At 56.9% G+C, this 16,893-nt stretch carries 18 protein-coding genes; 9 read left to right on the top strand and 9 right to left on the bottom strand.

The window, feature by feature from the left end:
- Positions 1–13: 13 nt before the first annotated feature.
- On the bottom strand, positions 14–640 hold the full coding sequence (locus tag VGK23_12700) for a flavin reductase family protein (protein HEY3421403.1): 627 nt from the start codon (positions 638–640) through the stop codon (positions 14–16).
- A 199-nt stretch (positions 641–839) separates the two neighbouring features.
- Here VGK23_12700 and VGK23_12695 point away from each other — a divergent pair, with 199 nt between their 5' ends.
- Positions 840–1,835 (top strand): cation diffusion facilitator family transporter, encoded by a 996-nt coding sequence (locus VGK23_12695; protein ID HEY3421402.1) that lies wholly within the window; start codon positions 840–842, stop codon positions 1,833–1,835.
- 243 nt (positions 1,836–2,078) lie between these two features.
- Here VGK23_12695 and purH read toward each other — a convergent pair whose 3' ends face one another.
- Positions 2,079–3,632 (bottom strand): bifunctional phosphoribosylaminoimidazolecarboxamide formyltransferase/IMP cyclohydrolase, encoded by a 1,554-nt coding sequence (gene purH, locus VGK23_12690; protein HEY3421401.1) that lies wholly within the window; start codon positions 3,630–3,632, stop codon positions 2,079–2,081.
- Positions 3,633–3,813: 181 nt separating this feature from the next.
- On the opposite strand from purH, the gene VGK23_12685 reads away from it, so the two are divergent.
- From VGK23_12685 to VGK23_12660, 6 genes are all read left to right on the top strand, one after another.
- The gene (locus VGK23_12685; protein HEY3421400.1) at positions 3,814–3,945 is read left to right on the top strand and encodes a hypothetical protein; all 132 of its coding nucleotides are present in this window, start codon (positions 3,814–3,816) and stop codon (positions 3,943–3,945) included.
- On the top strand, positions 3,932–4,381 hold the full coding sequence (locus VGK23_12680; GenBank protein ID HEY3421399.1) for a DJ-1/PfpI family protein: 450 nt from the start codon (positions 3,932–3,934) through the stop codon (positions 4,379–4,381). The genes VGK23_12685 and VGK23_12680 overlap by 14 nt, the downstream gene beginning before the upstream one ends.
- Positions 4,382–4,464: 83 nt before the next feature.
- Positions 4,465–5,241 carry a dihydropteroate synthase gene (locus VGK23_12675; GenBank protein ID HEY3421398.1) on the top strand — a complete coding sequence of 259 codons (777 nt, stop codon included), beginning with the start codon at positions 4,465–4,467 and terminating at the stop codon, positions 5,239–5,241.
- Positions 5,238–6,017, top strand: a complete 780-nt coding sequence (locus VGK23_12670) for a methyltransferase domain-containing protein (protein ID HEY3421397.1) — start codon at positions 5,238–5,240, stop codon at positions 6,015–6,017. The genes VGK23_12675 and VGK23_12670 overlap by 4 nt, the downstream gene beginning before the upstream one ends.
- A gap of 57 nt (positions 6,018–6,074) precedes the next feature.
- On the top strand, positions 6,075–6,668 hold the full coding sequence (locus VGK23_12665; protein ID HEY3421396.1) for a TMEM175 family protein: 594 nt from the start codon (positions 6,075–6,077) through the stop codon (positions 6,666–6,668).
- Between the two features lie 79 nt (positions 6,669–6,747).
- Complete coding sequence (locus tag VGK23_12660; protein ID HEY3421395.1) at positions 6,748–7,152, top strand: hypothetical protein; 405 nt, start codon at positions 6,748–6,750, stop codon at positions 7,150–7,152.
- Between the two features lie 49 nt (positions 7,153–7,201).
- Here VGK23_12660 and VGK23_12655 read toward each other — a convergent pair whose 3' ends face one another.
- Positions 7,202–8,227: a molybdopterin-dependent oxidoreductase gene (locus VGK23_12655; GenBank protein ID HEY3421394.1), complete on the bottom strand. Its 1,026-nt coding sequence runs from the start codon at positions 8,225–8,227 to the stop codon at positions 7,202–7,204.
- Positions 8,228–8,342: 115 nt separating this feature from the next.
- Between VGK23_12655 and VGK23_12650 the strand changes: the two genes are divergently transcribed.
- The gene (locus VGK23_12650; protein HEY3421393.1) at positions 8,343–9,617 is read left to right on the top strand and encodes an APC family permease; all 1,275 of its coding nucleotides are present in this window, start codon (positions 8,343–8,345) and stop codon (positions 9,615–9,617) included.
- 109 nt (positions 9,618–9,726) lie between these two features.
- Positions 9,727–11,553 carry an MASE3 domain-containing protein gene (locus tag VGK23_12645; GenBank protein HEY3421392.1) on the top strand — a complete coding sequence of 609 codons (1,827 nt, stop codon included), beginning with the start codon at positions 9,727–9,729 and terminating at the stop codon, positions 11,551–11,553.
- A gap of 89 nt (positions 11,554–11,642) precedes the next feature.
- Here VGK23_12645 and VGK23_12640 read toward each other — a convergent pair whose 3' ends face one another.
- From VGK23_12640 to VGK23_12615, 6 genes are all read right to left on the bottom strand, one after another.
- Positions 11,643–11,774, bottom strand: a complete 132-nt coding sequence (locus VGK23_12640; GenBank protein ID HEY3421391.1) for a CxxC-x17-CxxC domain-containing protein — start codon at positions 11,772–11,774, stop codon at positions 11,643–11,645.
- A gap of 209 nt (positions 11,775–11,983) precedes the next feature.
- Positions 11,984–12,916, bottom strand: coding sequence for a methylenetetrahydrofolate reductase (locus tag VGK23_12635; protein HEY3421390.1), 933 nt, complete (start codon positions 12,914–12,916; stop codon positions 11,984–11,986).
- Entirely contained in the window at positions 12,913–13,617 is a 705-nt protein-coding gene (locus tag VGK23_12630) for a methylenetetrahydrofolate reductase C-terminal domain-containing protein (protein HEY3421389.1), read from the bottom strand. Before VGK23_12630 ends, VGK23_12635 begins: the two co-directional genes overlap by 4 nt.
- The gene (locus VGK23_12625) at positions 13,614–14,018 is read right to left on the bottom strand and encodes a hydrogenase iron-sulfur subunit (GenBank protein ID HEY3421388.1); all 405 of its coding nucleotides are present in this window, start codon (positions 14,016–14,018) and stop codon (positions 13,614–13,616) included. The genes VGK23_12630 and VGK23_12625 overlap by 4 nt, the downstream gene beginning before the upstream one ends.
- A complete protein-coding gene (locus VGK23_12620) occupies positions 14,015–15,655 on the bottom strand; it encodes a 4Fe-4S binding protein (GenBank protein ID HEY3421387.1) in 1,641 nt (546 codons plus the stop codon). Before VGK23_12620 ends, VGK23_12625 begins: the two co-directional genes overlap by 4 nt.
- Positions 15,652–16,863, bottom strand: coding sequence for an FAD-dependent oxidoreductase (locus tag VGK23_12615; protein ID HEY3421386.1), 1,212 nt, complete (start codon positions 16,861–16,863; stop codon positions 15,652–15,654). The genes VGK23_12620 and VGK23_12615 overlap by 4 nt, the downstream gene beginning before the upstream one ends.
- Between the last annotated feature and the right edge of the window lie 30 nt (positions 16,864–16,893).

Raw genomic sequence — 16,893 nt, 5'->3', positions numbered from 1 at the left:
GGCGAATCGGGCCTCATCCTTCTGGGTCTTGGAATCTTCCGACCGTGGGCGAGCACTCCTTCATACGCTTATGACGGAACTCGCTTCCGGCGCGATATGCCTCACCCAGATTCATGCCCATCGAGTAATAGGAATGGTCCGAAGGCGAATACCAGAACGGCAGAATCTTGGAGACGTCCGGCACCCCTTCCTCGTCCAGGCAGTCCTCGTCGACCTTGACGTCCTTTATCTCCCCCACGAACTGAGTGTGGGCACCCAGGTCGGTGACATGGGTGACCCGGCATTCCAGGATCAATGGGAACTCTCCCACATAGGGTGCATCCACGATCTTGCTGGGTACCGCCTTTAGTCCGGCGCTGCCGAACTTGTCCTCTGCTTTACCGGAAACTATGCCGAAATAATCCGACTCCTTGACGAACCTCTCCGATGGGATGCTGATGGTGAATGCCTTCCGTTCCATCAGATTCTCGTAGGTATACCTGACCTTCCGGACCGAGATAGCCACGCTCGGCGGTTCCGATGAACATATTCCGCCCCATGCGCACGCCATCGCGTTCGGGCTATCATCCCGGCCATAGGTCCCAATGATGAGGACCGGAGTCGGATAGATCAGCGTCGTTGCCCCTATTGACCTTTTCATGACCTGCCACCTTCAAGAATAACTGCATCTGCTTGGCTAATTACTTTATCGTTGCGACCTCCAGCAACCTTGCCACGAGCCGGGAACTGGATAAAGTGGTGAGCCATGCATGGATCCTCAGCCCCACCGGACCGGATCGACGACGATTTTCGTACAAGGAGGGGGAATATGAAATAGAGGGAATTCTCATCACGAAATGATGGTAGAGGAAGCAGGGCACGAGGGCCATGATGAAGACCATGATCATGGTCACGAGCACGATCATGCCCATTTTGAACCGGGCAAAAAGTTGTCAACACCGCTGCTGATCGTCCTGATCATCACCGCCACGTTCGCCGTGGTGGAGCTGCTGGGCGGCCTTATCTCAGGTTCTTTGGCATTGCTCTCCGATGCGGGCCACATGTTCACGGACATCCTTGCCCTGGCCATGAGCCTGGCGGCAGCGATCGTATCGCAGCGGGAGGCAACGGCGAAGCAGACCTTCGGGTATCTTAGAGTGGAGATATTGGTGGCCTTGACGAATGGCGTCGCCCTCATCTTCGTATCGATATTCATCATGTACGAGGCGGTCGGCAGGCTAACGAATCCCACCGGCATAGACTCGGAGCTTATGCTTCTGGTGGCGATCGCCGGACTGGCAGCGAACGTGGCTGGAATCCTCGTATTAAGAGACCGCTCAAAGGAAAACCTCAATGTGAAGGGTGCATTCCTCCACATGCTCGGTGACCTGCTCTCCTCGGTCGGGGTCATCGTCGCGGCGCTGCTCATCTTCCTGTTCAACCTGACCATCGCCGATCCGGTCATCAGCATTGCCATATCCCTGATAATCATGTATGGGGCGGCGAGATTGTGCCGGCAATCTGCATATATCCTTTTGGAGTTCACCCCTTCCCACATCGAGCTGTCCGAGGTAAGGACCTCTTTAATGAGGATACCCGGAGTGGAGGACGTGCATGATATCCATGCCTGGACGATATCATCGGGGGTCTATGCGTTGAGCGCGCATGTGAGGGTCAGCGACCAGCCGGTCTCTGCCTGCTCGTGCATCGTGAAGGCCTGCGAGCACCTCCTGGAGACAAAATACCAGATAAAGCACTCCACGCTGCAGCTGGAATATTCCGAGTGCGACATGGGTGTGTGCTACTTCAAAGGGTTCATGAAGAATGGGAACAACACCAACGGCAAAACCCAATAACGACCAATTTCCAACTGAGGCGGATCATTAGATTGACAGGGTAACGATGCTCGACCTATATCGCATCGCAAAGATGCGGTGGGGATACACATTCCTCTGGCAGCAGCCCGCCCCTACATCTCGCGATCCCGTTGACGCTTCTCCGATGTGTACCAACAGTCCATCGACGATCCGATCCCGCCTAGTATCTGCTGGATCAGGTAGGAATGGTGTTATGAGGGTTTTCGTCTGATTGTCCCGACCTCAGTGCCGGAACACCCTCACACCGGTGAACACCATGGCCATTCCGTGCTCATCGGCCGCCTTGATGACCTCTTCATCCCGGATCGAGCCTCCCGGCTGAATGATGGCGGTTACCCCGTTGTTTGCTGCCTCATCGATGCCGTCCCTGAAGGGGAAGAAGGCGTCCGATGCCATGACCGACCCTTTGGCCTTCTCCTTGGCCTTGTAACAGGCGATCATTGAGCTGTCGACACGGGACATCTGTCCGGCTCCGATGCCGACGGCCTGCTCCCCCTTGGCCAGGATTATGGCGTTCGACCATACATGCTTGACCACCTTCCAAGCGAACATCATCGAGGCCACTTCTGCATCCGTCGGTGCCCTCTTCGTCACCACCTTCAGCGTTTCAGGCGTCACTTTGACATAATCGTTGGTCTGGACCAGTATGCCGCCCTTGACGCGCTTCATCTTGTGCTCCGGCATGGCATCCAATCCGATCGGTCCGTTCGTCCTCAGAAGGCGGATGTTCTTCTTCTTCTCCATCAGTTCCAACGCCTCTGGTTCATATCCCGGGGCGATGACGCAGTCGACGAAATGCGATGCGACCATCTCGGCTGTCTTGAGGTCCACGTTCCGGTTCAGGCCGATGACGCAACCGAAGGCGGCCAGCGGATCGACGTTGTAGGCGATCTCGAACGCTTCCGGGAGGCTGTCCGAGGATGCTATGCCACAGGGGTTGGTGTGCTTGATCACCACCGCCGTCGGCCTATCGAACTCGCGCAGCAGCTCGAGCGCTGACTCCAGGTCGAGGATGTTGTTGTATGAAAGCTCCTTGCCGTGAAGCTTCTCGCTCCTGGGCACAGACACGCCAGTGCTGAACGGATCGACATAGAACGCCGCGGTCTGCTCGGGGTTCTCCCCGTAGCGCAGGTCCATGGACTTCTCGAATCCGATGTTGAGGGTGGAGGGGAACTTTTCCGAAGGGAACGCCCCGCCCAGGTACTGGGATATCATGGAGTCATAGGTAGCGGTGGTCCGGAACGCCTCGAGCATCAGGGCCTTCAACGTCTCCTCCTGAAGCTGGTTCCCGTGGGCCTCCATCTCTGCCAGGATGCTTGCGTAACGGGAAGGGTTGGTGACCACTGCCACCGACTCATAGTTCTTGGCCGCCGCCCGGATCATGCTCGGTCCGCCGATATCGATATTTTCGACGATCTCTTCCAGGGACGCTCCCGGTTTCAGGACGGTCTGCTTGAACGGGTAGAGGTTCACGACCACCATGTCGATCTTGTCTATGCCCATCTTCCGTATCTGGTCCATATGTTCCGGCAGGTCCCGACGGGCCAAGAGGCCGGCGAAGACCTTCGGGTGCAGGGTCTTCACACGACCGTCCAGCATCTCAGGGAATCCGGTAACGTCGGCGACCGAACGAGTGCCGATGCCGTTCTTTTCCAGCAGCGAGGCCGTGCCTCCGGTGCTGACTATCTCGACGCCTCGGTCGACCAGCTTCTTGGAGAAATCGACTATGCCCTCTTTGTCTGAGACACTGATGATGGCGCGTTCAATCTTGACCATTTAATTGACCTCGATGATACGAGGCATACTCAAGAATCAGGGTATGCCACCTCTATATTGAATCCGTCCTGATAAACCTAACTGGTTATGGCATCAGATCGATAACCAGTCGGTTCAGGTCGACATTCCTGACGGACTGGAACAACTATATTCCCTGAGACGGATGACATCGAGCGATACAATGAAAACCGGTGTTCTGGTCTATGACACATGTGCCCAGTTCGAGGTGGTGTTCGCAGCCTTGATACTCAAGGACAAGGGGGAGGTGACAGGGGGAGGTGACCACATATGGGCTGGAAATGCGCGATCATGAGACCATGGAAGGGTTCCGGGTCCGGCCCCACCGTCTGCTGGAGGATCTGCGACCGGAAGATGTGGACCTGTTCATAATTCCGGGTGGACAGCCGGCGGTCATTGCCGGGAACGAATTGCTTGGGCAGAAACTGCGCGAACTGAATTCTCACGGAAAGCTCCTGGCGGCGATCTGCGGAGGCCCGGTGCATCTTGGCAAGGCCGGAGTTCTCCGCGGAAGGAGGTTCACCACCTCGGTCTTTGAGGAATGGCAGGACGCCTTCGAAGGAGGGACCTACGTCGACCAGGACCTGGTGGAGGACGGAAACATCATCACCGCCTGGCCCAACGCCTATGCGGACTTCGCCCTGACCTTGGGGCGGAGGATGGGGGCATATAAGGATGAGGCCGAGGAAGCTTCCACGGTGCGCATGATAAGGGAGTTCCAGCGGGAATAAGGGCGCCTTGATATGTTTTCGGACTTTGATGGAAGCAAGGGCAATCCTTTTACCGACGCCCGATATTCATCAGTCGGTCGAACATGATAGTCATCAGCGAGCGCATCAACGGGCTTTTCACTTCCGTAGGCAGAGCGATCGATAATCGCGACGCCAAGTTCATCCAGCAGCACGCATTGAAACAGGTCGAATGCGGCGCGAACATACTGGACATCAACGTCGGACCGGGCCGGGAGGACGGACCGGCCGCGATGGACTGGCTTGTGAGGGCGGTCCAGGACGTGACCGATGTCCCGCTATGTCTGGACACCCCCGGTGCGAAGACCATGACGGCCGGATTGAAGGCGTGCAAGAACAAGGTGGTCATGAACTCCACCACGGCGGAGAAGAAGCGCATGGACGTCTTCTTCCCTCTGGCCAGGGAATATAACGCCGACATCATCTGCCTCACCATGGACGAGAGGGGCATTCCGAACGATGCCGAGTCCAGGGCCGAGATGGCCATGGTCATGATGACCACTGCCATGGAGAACGAGATAATGCCGGAAAGATTATTCCTCGACCCCCTCATCCTGCCCACCAAGGCGGCCCAGGACCAAGGGTCCAAGGTGATCAAGGCAATCGAACTTTTCCAGCAGCTCAACGACCCCTCCCCGAGGACGGTCGTGGGCTTGAGCAACATCTCCAACGGGGCGAAGGACCGGCCATTGGTCAACCGGACCTTCCTGGCCATGCTGATGGGAGCGGGGCTCAGCGCCGCCATCCTAGATCCTGAGGACACCCAGCTGATGGAAACCCTCAAGACCGCCCAGATCCTGCGGAACGAGAAACTTTACTGTGATGATTACCTAAGAGCATGAGCTCCTACGAGTTCGATCCGGAGAAATACTGCGTTGCCTCTGGCCATCAGAAGGACTGGGGAAACCGTCTGATCGACGAACTGCAACTGAGGGGCGATGAGGTCATTCTAGACCTGGGATGCGGAGAGGGAGCCCTCACCGCACTGCTTGCTGCCCTGGTCCCCAACGGAGGGGTCGTGGGTATGGACTCCTCCATTCAGATGATCGAGGCGGCGAAGGCCTTGGAAACTGCGAATCTTAAGTTCCTTTGCCGGGACATCGATGACCTCGACTTCCACCGGGGGTTCGATATCGTCTTTTCGAACGCCGCACTTCACTGGGTCAAGGACCATGACAGACTGTTGCGGAACGTCCATGAGGCATTGAGACCAGGAGGGGTGGCCAGATTCAACTTTGCTGGCGAGGGCAACTGCCCCAATTTCTTCACGGCGGCAAGGGAACTTGTGTCCTCACCGAGGTATGCTCGGTACTTTGAGCACTTCATTTGGCCGTGGTACATGCCCTCGGTCGACGAATATCGGGAAAAGGTCAGAACCACAGGTCTGTATGAATTCCAGGTATGGGGAGAGGTCGTCGACCGTCGCTTCACTGCGGCCGAGATGACCGGGTGGATCGACCAACCCTCCATAGTGCCCCTGCTGGAGCAGATCGCCAGCGACGACAAGGAAGCGTTCCGGAATGACACCGTGGCCAGAATGCTCGAGAGGACCGAGAAGGACGAAGGGACCTATCTCGAGACCTTCCGGCGGATCAACCTTCTGGCCAAAAAGAAATGAGAGGCCATCTGGCCGGCAATCATTATATGATGCGCATTGGATAGTGGCACGAAGTTCATGCAGAAATACCGGATAGAGGGATTGTCGGACCTGGTCTTCGGACTTGCCCTCTCCATCGGTTCCCTGGCCATGATAAACCAAACTGTGAACGACTACACCGACGTTCTGGAAGGGATACTGGGTTTCGTTTTCGGCTTCATGATCATCGTCGGCGTGTGGGTGTCGTACACGAAGATAATCTCGGAGATCAAGGTGGAGACCGAGATGGATTTCCGGCTCAACCTGGCGCTCCTGATGCTGGTGGCCATTGAGCCCTACTTGCTCTACCTGCTCGGTCACGACGATCCGAAGATACTTGATTTCGGTTCCACCGCCTATGCCATCAACATCGCCCTGATAATGCTGATCCTGGCAGCGATGTACAATAGAAGACCGTCGACGGAACAGTCTGAGGAAACGATCGTCAGTAATCGATTGGACAGGAACCGCTTCATTTCGATAGCACTGATCTTCCTAGTGTCTGCGTTACCCTATTTCTGGATGCCGAACGCGATCTTCGATATGAATCTGAGATTCCTGATATGGGTACTGACGATAGTGCCGGGGATCGCCAATTCGATCATCCGCAGAAGAACACCCAGCCCGATCTAGTCTCGAGGAGAACCCGCCGAGAGATAGATTCATAACCATGCTGCTCCGAACATTTGTTGACCAGCGGATGGTGCCATGGATGACGACGTACGATGACCAATTGAACGAGCTTACTTCTTTCGTGGAAGAGAATGGACACAAGGCCGTCAGAAATGAGGAGGATTTCTTCCAGGCGGTGCTTGACCACTCCTTGAATTATGTGGAACAAGGGAAGGACCTGCGGGAAAGCTATGCCCGGCTCCTGACCGTGGCATTGTACACGGTCAACACTCTGGACAAGATGATCCCGCGCTGCAAGAGCGAAGGGGCGGTGGAGGAGTACCAGAACTATCGCCGACTGGTGCGCTCATTCGATTATCAGGAGGAGGATGTGATGAGATCGTATGAAAAGCTCAGGGACATCTATGAGAAACTGCTGTTCGCCTCCACCTACTTCGGGTTCTGCGAATACCTGGTGGATGCGGGCCCGGTCAAACCGGTATGATCCCTGGATGGAACGACCCGATCGGATGTGCTCCTCGTTAATGGTCGTCTCATCCAACCGCCAGCAGCACCCCGAGCACGACCGTGACGATCATCAACGATAAGGCCGTCAGATTGGATACCCAGTGGACGAAACGATAGCGCTTGGGGTCCTTTCCCATGCCTACGCCGGTGATCATCCCGACCAGGGCGAAGACGATGGTCAGCAGGGCAAGACGCCCATGCAGGGAATAGAAGATCGCCCCCCTCAGCTGGTAGGTTACGCTTATCCAGTATAGGAACGTAAAGATCATGATCAGGTAGAATGCGATGCTGACGTAGCGATGATACTTGCGCGCAAAGAGGTCGGGGATCCTGTCCGCCACCTTCTTGTCCAAGGAGTTCCTCAACCCTGAAACGGTGGAGAACGCTCCCAGCGCTAACGCCAATGACATAAGGACCACGTGCACGAACCAGTCCGATATCGGGTTTATGGTGGCATCATCTGCCCAACCCCGACCCTCCCAGTATCCCCTGTAATCGTAGTCGACCACTTCGATCGCGTAGACCCATTTGGCCCATTTATATCCCCATTCGCCCGGGACGACCATCCTTAACGGATAGCCCTGGTCCGGAGGCAGGGACTCGTTGTTCATCCCATAGGCGATGATGACTTCGCTCCGTATGGCATCGGATACCTTGAGACTGGTGGAATAGCCGTCAAGACCATAGAAGATCACCTTCTGGGCGCCGGAGGAGATCCCGGCCCGTTCCAGAACTGCCCCGAGACGTACGCCGTCCCATACCGCTGTGCCGGACGGCCCGGTTACGCATCGTATGGTCTCCTTTTCCGTGGAGCTGTTCATAGCCAGGACGTCCTGGTAGGAAAGATTGAGCTGATGATCGACCAGACCATAGACGGCAAGGCGGTACCCGCTGATGTTCACCTCCGGTGTGCCGTCAAACGACACCGTGAAGAAGTGATCGTTCGGAGTGATGGGCGGGCCTGAGGGAGGAGTAGGCGATGGTATCAGAAGCAGTATCATCGCCATCGTCAAAAGAAGCGCCAGCACACCTATGACCCTTTTCCAGATCATGTTAACTATCAATTACAGCCGGTAGTGGATAATGCCTTCGCCCGGTTTGATTAAAATAAGCGCTGATGCGTGGACGGATAGTGAGAGTGCCTATGGAGGTGAGAATAGGGCTGGGTTGAAGAAGACGCTTACGCTTAGGGATGCGACCGCCATCAACCTTGGTGCGATAATCGGCTCAGGAATATTCGTGGTAACCGGGATAGCGGCGGGAGCCGCGGGACCTGCCCTTATCGTATCGATCCTGATCGCCGCCGGGGTCTCCCTTCTGACCGCCCTCAGCCTTACCGATCTTTCCCGCGCGACGCCGAAGGAGGGAGGGATCTATGCCTATTCATATCGCAACATATCCCCCTATGCCGGATTCCTGGCTGGATGGATGTACATAATCGGGAATATCCTAGGCGGGGCCGCCGTTGCGCTGGGCTTCTCATTCTACTTCCATGTGTTGGTGCCCGAGATCGATTTCCGTGTGGTCGTGGTCGGGGCAGTCGTATTCTTCACCATGATCAATTACCTCGGGGCCAAGGATTCGGCGAGGATCAACAACCTCATCGTCCTGGTCAAGATGATGATCCTGACCTTTTTCATAATTTTCGGGGCCCTGTTCTTGAAAGCGGAGAACCTTACTCCGTTCCAGCCTCTGCAGGGAGGAGTGCTTCTGGGGGCGTACTACATCTTCTTCGCGTTCGGCGGATTCGCGCGGATCACCAATCTATCGGAGGAGGTGGATGATCCCCAGAGGACCATTCCCAAGGCGATCTTGCTCTCTCTGGCGATCTCGACGGTCTTCTATATGCTGGTCGGGATAGTGGCCATCGGAATGGTAGGTTCTTCCGGTCTAGCTTCGTCCAATTCTCCCCTGGAATACGCAATGGGCTCGTCCAATAATGGCACAGCGGTCACATTGGTGGTCATAGGAGGGCTGATGGCGACAGCAAGCGTAATGCTGACCAGCATCCTCGGTGTTTCCCGGATCGAGTATTCGATGGCGCGTAGAAGAGCCTTCCCTTTGATCTTCACAAGACTGAACGAAAGTTCAGGGATACCTTACGTGGCGGTGATCGCGACGGGCGTTGCCGTCATGGCACTGGCCTTGACCGGGGACCTGGTTTCGGTGATCTCCATCAGCACATTCGCGCAACTTTTCTATTACGCTTTGACCAACGTCTCCGCTTCCAGGATGAGGAAAGAGGACAGGAGGTTCCCATACTTCGTCCCGGTCCTTGGCGCCTTCGCCTGTTTAGCGATGCTAGGTCTTGTTCTGTTGGTCTCACCTTGGGCATGGCTTGGTGGCCTCCTTTGTCTAGCGGTCGGTTCGGTGCTTTATCTGGCCAGGAAAATGAGCGAGAAAAGAGAATCGAACAAGGCGGGCCCTTCCCCCCATCCATAGTTATCTGGGAGGGTCCTGACAGGGGCAGCGTTAATAGCCTATGCAATTCCCTTTAATAATCCGATGGCGTTCTAATTAAATAATAAACTAATGAGGGATTGCCATGGCAATGGTTGGCATATCTGAGAAAGAAGATCGGGTCCCAGAATCCAGTGAGGCGATCGCTTCCGGGATGATTTGGGTCCTGATCTTGATCTGGGGTCTTGCTTACTTGGTTCTTTATCTAGTGAGCACGGCCGACTATGTCCTGTTCCATTCCCTGATCGAGCTCTTTTCCATCGCCATCGCATTTACAATATTCGTCATAGCCTGGAACGCGAGATCCTCGATCAATGGGTATTTCCTGATCCTCTCGATAGGCTTCCTTTTCATGGGTTTTGTAGATCTCCTGCATACCCTGGCCTATCCGGGAATGTTAGTATTTGATAACGTCAACCTGGACATTCCGACCCAACTGTGGATCATCGCCAGGTCGCTTCAGGCTGGCACCTTGATCCTTGCCGGATTGGCCATCGGTTACAAGAGACTGAATCCGTATGTCGTGTTCTTCGTTTATCTGGTCATCACCTCGCTGCTTGTCTGGTCGGTGTGGGCGCGCTATTTCCCGACCACCTATCTGGCTGGGACCGGCCTTACAACTTTCAAGATAGCGTCCGAATACGTCATCTCCCTAGCTCTGCTATTGAGCGCTTATTTGCTGTATCGCCAACGCCATCTGCTGGATAGAAACGTTGCCACACTGATGACCGCCTCGATAGTGCTGGCGATCGGTTCCGAATTGTTGTTCACCAATTATCTGAACGTCAATAGCTTCACCAACATGATGGGCCACATGCTGAAACTGACCGAATTCTATCTGATCTATGTCGCCGTCGTCAAGATCAGCATCAATGACCCGTTCCGGACCCTGTTCAAGGAAATGAGCGACGGTGAGAAGAGATATCATACGATCGTCGATGCCGCCAACTCACTGATCATCGGCCTTGATCACGAAGGGAAGGTAACCCTTTTCAACCGAAGCGCGGAGAAGTTGACCGAATACGGTACCGAATCGATCCTAGGTGATCCTTTCATAGACAGACTGGTCCCATATGACAACCGAGAGGAAGCCCATAACATATTCCAAAAACTGTCGAACGGGGAAACCTCTGATTGGCAGATGCCCCTTTTGACCAGGAAAGGAAAAAGAATGATCTGGTGGCACAACGCCACAATACCCGTCAAGGGTGGAGACCACTATCTTCTGATCGGTCTTGATGTTACGGAAAGACAGGCGATGACCCAGCGCCTGGAGGACCTGAACCAGACCATGGCAATGGTGCACAAGATCGTATTGCATGACATAAAGAATGAACTGGCGGTCATATCGAAGAGCCTGGCATTCCATAGAAGGAACGGCAACCCTGAGATGCTCGATCTCGCTTCCCAGGCGGTAACACGGGGCATGGACCTTCTGGAGAGGATGAGGGAGGTGGAGCAGCTGTCGGGGACCGGCGGAGAGGTAAAGCCGATCGAGGTGGCACAGCTGGTGGAGAAGGTGCTCTCCGATCACAGAACCCCCAAGGTCGCGCTGGAACAGACAGGTGATAGCGTTCAGATCGCAGGGGACGACACTTTCCGCATCGCCATCGACAATCTGGTCAAGAATGCCTTGACCCACGCAGAACCGAGCAAGATAGAGATATCGGTGGCCGATTGCGGGGACAAGTGTCAGATCGTCGTGAAGGACGATGGAAAAGGAATACCGGACGATATCAAGAACCGCCTCTTCGAAGAGGGGTTCAAATATGGTGATACAGGCAACACCGGGATGGGTCTGTATATCGTTTCCAAGGTCATCGAGCGCCATCACGGTAGGATCGATATCAGGGACAATGACCCAAAGGGAACATCGTTCATAATCACGATCCCGAAACTGACAGAGAACAACGGGTGACCTGTTGAGGAATATCGATCAATAAACGCACGGGAAAATTAGTTTGGAAACATCCGAATAGATATTCTGGAAAAGGGTTGGAACAGGTCCTAGAACCTGTCTCTCGGTGTTGCGGGCTTGTGCTTCTGGTAGCAGTCCCTGCAATATACCGGCCTGCCCTCGGTCGGCTTGAATGGAACCTGGGTCTCGACTCCGCAGTCTGAGCACTTTACGTTATGCATCTCTCTCGGGCCGTCATCTCTGCGGCCACCAAATCCACTGGATCTCGGTTTTCCGTACATTATTACTACCTTTCGGTTTTTCCCTTCCCGCCACTTTCGAGGCGTTAGGGATGATTTCGAATCAACGCCCTAATATAAAAAATAAGTTGGTCAAACCTCCTAGCGGGATATGGCTGGCATGACAAAGCAGAGCACGGCGTCAGGGAGATTCAGTGCTCCGGTTCCATCATGACCGGACGGGGATGGAGACCTGCCTCCCGTACTATCTCCGGTACCTTCTCCTCCCACGCAACGGCCATGATGTGGACGCCATGGACCCCTTTTACCTGTTTGAGGTGCTCGATGGTCTCGACGCATAGCTTAATCCCTTCCGCCTTCGGGTCGGCCGCATTCTTCATCCGGTCGATTATCTCGTCAGGAACGCTCATGCCTGAGACCTTGTTCTTCATGTATAGGGCAGCCTTCGCCGATTTTAGAGGAAGCACTCCGGCCAGGATGTGGACCTTCCTGTCGAGCCCGCGTTCCCGGACCTGGTCCATGAAGGTCTCGAACCTTTCCATGTCGTAGATCGATTGGGTCTGGATGAAATCTGCCCCGGCGGCCACCTTCTTGGCCAAGCGGGGCACCCGGAACTCGAACGGGTCGCCGAAGGGATTCTCCACCGCACCCAGGTAAAGCTGCGGGGCTGAATCCAGCGTATCCCCTCCCCAGGTCTTGCCCTCGTCCCGCATCGAACGCAGCACCATGAGCTCCTGGATCGAGTCCAGGTCGTACACGTTCTTCGCCTCCTTCTGGTTCCCGAATATCTGGTGGTCCCCGGTCAGGCATAGGACATTGCGCACGCCCAGGGCGCTTGCGCCCAGCGCATCGGATTGGATGGCGATGCGGTTCCGGTCGCGGCAGGCCATCTGCATTACCGGTTCGACGCCTTCCTGCAGGCACACGAGCGAAGCGGCCCAGCTGGACAGCCTGACGACCGCCGTCTGGTTGTCGGTAAGGTTGAAGGCATCAGCGTAACCCTTCATGTTCCTGGCGTGTTTCCTCAGGACCTCAGGGTTGGCCCCTTTCGGCGGTCCGATCTCGGCCGTGACCGCGAACTGCCCGGAATCGAGAACCCCCTGCAGGTTGCTGGCGGCCTTCATGGCGATGCCCCCCTGATCTTCTTCTCCTCGTCGGTCTGGACGGCCTCTTTCCGGACCGTCTTACGCGGGCCTCCGGAACGGCTTGGCCTCCAATTCTTCGGCGGGATGGCGGTCTCCATCAGGTCCAGACGGTTCAGCTCCTTGAGCGATCTGTAGATCTGGTCCCAACCGCAGGGTGTGTCCGGGTCGATCTCGCACTTGCCGTTCTGCGAACCTCCGCATGGTCCGTTCATCAGGCTTTTGGAGCATCGGGCGACAGGACATACACCGCCGGTCAGGTGCAGTACGCAATCACCGCAGCCCCCGCACTTCTCCAGGTATATTCCCTGCTCCTCCGGAGCACCCATGGAAATGGTGTTGACACCGGGGACCACGAACATGCCTGGGTATAGTTCATGAATGACCTGGGCCCCCACTCCGCAGGCCAATGATAAGACCACGTCCTTGCCTTCGATGTCGGAATCCATACCCCTGACCCATTCCTTCTCGCAGACCCGTTCCAGGGTGACCTCCTCCACCTCCCATTCCTTTCCCTTCAGGTCGGAATGCAGACGTAACGACTCCGCCAGGATGCCCGCCTCTTTCTCCCCTCCGGCCAGGCACACCGCCACGCAGGAGCGGCATCCTACCACGAGCACCCTGCTGTGCCCTTCGAGCATCTCGATCACTTCATTCAGGGGTTTCTGTTCCGCGATGATCATGTCTTCACCTTGCCGATGGGGTTCGGTCCAAGTTTTTCGACCCGGGAGACCATCTCTTTGACGATCTCCTCGAACCTCCATTCCTGGTTCGATGCCAGGTTGAACATCTCCAGCCGCTCAGGTTCGAGCCCGGCAGCCTGGAGCTGAGATTTCGTCAGAGTAACACGTTTCCTTGCCTCGATGTTGCCATATTGGTATCGGCAGTTGCCTTCCAGGCATCCGGCGACGAAAACGGCGTCCGCCCCTTCCCGGAAAGCCCTCAGGATATGAACGGCGTCCACGCGGCCGGTGCAGGGCATCTCCACCAAGGTCGCCGAGGATGGTATGGAACGGCCCATCGCTCCGGCCTGTTCCGCCGCGACCAGGGCGCTGTCCCGGCAAACGAACCCGATGATCCTCATTGCACGTCCTCCAGCGCCTTGGTGACCTCAGCATCGATCTGGTCGTCCCGGTAGGAATAGACCTGTATGGCCTTGCTGGGACAGGCGGCAGCGCACATCCCGCAGCCCTGACAATTGCCTATGTCGACCTCCGCCTTGCCCTCCTTTCCGATGCTGGGCGCGTGGAAAGGGCAGGTCCTGACACAGGTGAGGCATGTAGAGCACCGTTCCTGGTCCACCTCGGCGACGTTGCCCCCGAGCACTATGCGGGAACGGAGCAGCGATGCGATCCTGTGGGCGGCCGCCTTGGCGCTCATGGTCGGTCCAGCCCCAAGGTTCATTTCCGAGGCCGACCCGCAGAGCAGGACCCCTGGAACATGGCTGGCGACCGGCCGGCATTTAGGATTGGAGCGGGCCATGCCTCCGTCCGAGGCCAGCGGCAGCCTGAACGCCTTGGCCACCTGCGCGGTCCCGAAGCTCTCGGAATGGTTGTCCACCACTATCAGGTCGGCCGGTATCCTCATGGTCATCCCGGAATGGACGTCGTCTACGGCCAGACGATCCCCGTCCAAGCTGGGGACCATATCGGAACGAATGAACCGGACCCCCATCTCCTGCGCCTTTCGGTATCCGACCTCGCACTGACCGAAGGCGTAGACCTCACGGGTGACGACGGTGATCTGGGAACTGGGCGACAGACCTTTGGCATGCATGGCATGGTGCACCGCATCGTGGGTGGACATCGGAGAGCGTTCGGAACCGCCAACCTCGTCCATGGCCACCATGACGATGTTCCTGGGCATCCGTTCCAAGGCCCGGAGCTTGGACTCGAACCCTTCCTGGGTTATGGAACCGGGGAATCGGGACAACAGTGGATTGAAGGACTCCACCTTGTCCAGTGCGACGATGACGCCTCCAACGGTCTCCTTCCACATCTCACCGTCTTTGGAGATGGTGACCGTGAGGTTACCGAAATGGCCGGAAAGGGAATGTGCTTCGGCGAAATTGAAGACCCGGAACCTGTCCCCGGCGGCATCGGCCATTTGCCCCAATGCCCCGCCTTCCAACGGGATCGCGCTCTGGTGATCGCTCTCCTCCAGTCTTTGCGCCGGATTGACCACCACGACGTCCAAACCCTCGTCCAGCAGCACTCTGGAAACGGTGATGGCGGAAGGCCCGTTGCCGACCACGAGCGCCGTTCTCAACGGCTCGACCTCGATTCTCGGAGTTTCCTGCAGCATGGCACACCTCTTCAGCGAGGTCAGGACCATCCGCTCTGACTTGGCCTGTGCCTCTGCCCTGCTTAGCGACCCGCACATGTCCAATACATCACAGAACGTAACCAGTTCGGGGCACACGCCGGCCGATCCGGCGAGCTGCAGGAACCGGTCCGAGGCGGTGCGGGCGCTGCAACCGATCACGATGAACCGGTCTATGTCCCCGGCCATCAGGGAGAGCTTGATCTCTCCCAGGGCCGGTTCGCCACAGCAACGATCGAAGCGGAGGACATCCCTTACTTTCGGGTCGGCCGCCGCGATGAGCCTCAGACGCTGTTCGTCGACCTTCCTGGATATAACGCCCCCGCAGGAGCATATGAACACGCCGATGCCCTTGGGAGCAACGATGGAGCTGTGCGTGGGCGGCGTCGGTTCGGTCATTTCAATCCCTCCAGGTAGGCGCTCGCCTTTCCGGCTGCGATGCTCCCGTCCATCACGCATTCCTCTATGTCCTTGGGCCCCGAGCAGGAACCGCAGAAGAACAGTCCTTTGGCATCGGTCATCCGACCCGGGTTCCCTTCGGACATGAAGAATCCATGGGGAGAAAGACGTACGCCCAGCGAGCTGGCGATATCAGGTCCGGAGGCTGAGGGCAGGAGGCCGATCGAGAGTATGACCAGGTCGAACTCCTTTTCATTGACGCCGTCATCTGTGGCCATCGCATACCGTACCGCCGGCCTCCCGCTCTCACCGGACACCGCCTCGGCGGGCCTGCTCCGCAGAACGGCCAGTTTGGGATCTGAACGGGCAAGGTCGGTGATGGAGTCCTCCGCCACATACCTCCTCCAGTCCATCATGAAGAAAGTGATGTCCAGACCGGCATCCGCCGCCCGCATCGACTGGGCCAGCTTTATAGAGTATTTGCAGCAGACCTTTGAGCATTGCTCGGTCCCGGGACGGCCTCGTGAACCGACGCATTGGATGAAGGCGATGCTCTTGGGAGGGCCGCCCCCGCAGAACCGGTCCAACGACCCGCTCCGGTTCAGCTCCGATTCCGCGTCCAGTCCGGTTATGACCCCTTTGACCGTGCCATAGCCCAACCTCGGGTCCGTCTGGGCTTTGAAGGGATCGCTCCCGATGGCGACGATGATGACATCCGCCGTGATCTCGCAGCCCGCCGGGCCGGTCCTTACCGCGTCCCTGGAACAGACGTCCACGCAGCTGGTGCATCCCTCGACCGGGAAGGGGCAGGAGGGTGTGGCCACCCGCCATCTGTCATCGCTGCCAGGAACTTTCTCTATGGCCTTGGGAGGGCACACATCGGCGCAATCACCGCAACCATCGCAGTTCATTGGATCGATGGAACGGCCCGGGACCACCGTGACCCGGTAGATGCCCAGGTCCCTTTCTATGGTGGCCACCTCGGACGATGTGATCATCTTGATCATGCCAGACCGGAAAAGCCCCGGTAAGCGTTCCGTTGACATGCATACGTCGCAGTTGACGCACTTAACTCGTCCCTTGCAGGCAAGATCGGAGGCCAGGCCACCCAATCTGGGGGAGCGCTCCACGATCGTGCACGGTATCCCTCTTTCAGCCAGAGAGAGAGCGGCCGATGTCCCGGCGGTGCCTCCGCCGATGATCACCACCCCTCTCAAGTCTACAGCACCCCTGGTAAG

The organism is Methanomassiliicoccales archaeon, from assembly GCA_036504055.1.
GTDB lineage: Archaea > Thermoplasmatota > Thermoplasmata > Methanomassiliicoccales > UBA472 > DASXVU01.
Note: the sequence above shows the minus strand (reverse complement) of the source record. Positions and strands in the feature narration are given on the sequence as shown.

What these genes read in the sequence shown, in the direction of transcription:
- VGK23_12700 (HEY3421403.1), bottom strand. Translation starts at nt 640, where the DNA reads ATGAAAAGGTCAATAGGGGCAACGACGCTGATCTATCCGACTCCGGTC.
- VGK23_12695 (HEY3421402.1), top strand. Translation starts at nt 840, where the DNA reads ATGGTAGAGGAAGCAGGGCACGAGGGCCATGATGAAGACCATGATCAT.
- purH (HEY3421401.1), bottom strand. Translation starts at nt 3,632, where the DNA reads ATGGTCAAGATTGAACGCGCCATCATCAGTGTCTCAGACAAAGAGGGC.
- VGK23_12685 (HEY3421400.1), top strand. Translation starts at nt 3,814, where the DNA reads ATGAAAACCGGTGTTCTGGTCTATGACACATGTGCCCAGTTCGAGGTG.
- VGK23_12680 (HEY3421399.1), top strand. Translation starts at nt 3,932, where the DNA reads ATGCGCGATCATGAGACCATGGAAGGGTTCCGGGTCCGGCCCCACCGT.
- VGK23_12675 (HEY3421398.1), top strand. Translation starts at nt 4,465, where the DNA reads ATGATAGTCATCAGCGAGCGCATCAACGGGCTTTTCACTTCCGTAGGC.
- VGK23_12670 (HEY3421397.1), top strand. Translation starts at nt 5,238, where the DNA reads ATGAGCTCCTACGAGTTCGATCCGGAGAAATACTGCGTTGCCTCTGGC.
- VGK23_12665 (HEY3421396.1), top strand. Translation starts at nt 6,075, where the DNA reads ATGCAGAAATACCGGATAGAGGGATTGTCGGACCTGGTCTTCGGACTT.
- VGK23_12660 (HEY3421395.1), top strand. Translation starts at nt 6,748, where the DNA reads ATGACGACGTACGATGACCAATTGAACGAGCTTACTTCTTTCGTGGAA.
- VGK23_12655 (HEY3421394.1), bottom strand. Translation starts at nt 8,227, where the DNA reads ATGATCTGGAAAAGGGTCATAGGTGTGCTGGCGCTTCTTTTGACGATG.
- VGK23_12645 (HEY3421392.1), top strand. Translation starts at nt 9,727, where the DNA reads ATGGTTGGCATATCTGAGAAAGAAGATCGGGTCCCAGAATCCAGTGAG.
- VGK23_12640 (HEY3421391.1), bottom strand. Translation starts at nt 11,774, where the DNA reads ATGCATAACGTAAAGTGCTCAGACTGCGGAGTCGAGACCCAGGTTCCA.
- VGK23_12635 (HEY3421390.1), bottom strand. Translation starts at nt 12,916, where the DNA reads ATGAAGGCCGCCAGCAACCTGCAGGGGGTTCTCGATTCCGGGCAGTTC.
- VGK23_12630 (HEY3421389.1), bottom strand. Translation starts at nt 13,617, where the DNA reads ATGATCATCGCGGAACAGAAACCCCTGAATGAAGTGATCGAGATGCTC.
- VGK23_12625 (HEY3421388.1), bottom strand. Translation starts at nt 14,018, where the DNA reads ATGAGGATCATCGGGTTCGTTTGCCGGGACAGCGCCCTGGTCGCGGCG.
- VGK23_12620 (HEY3421387.1), bottom strand. Translation starts at nt 15,655, where the DNA reads ATGACCGAACCGACGCCGCCCACGCACAGCTCCATCGTTGCTCCCAAG.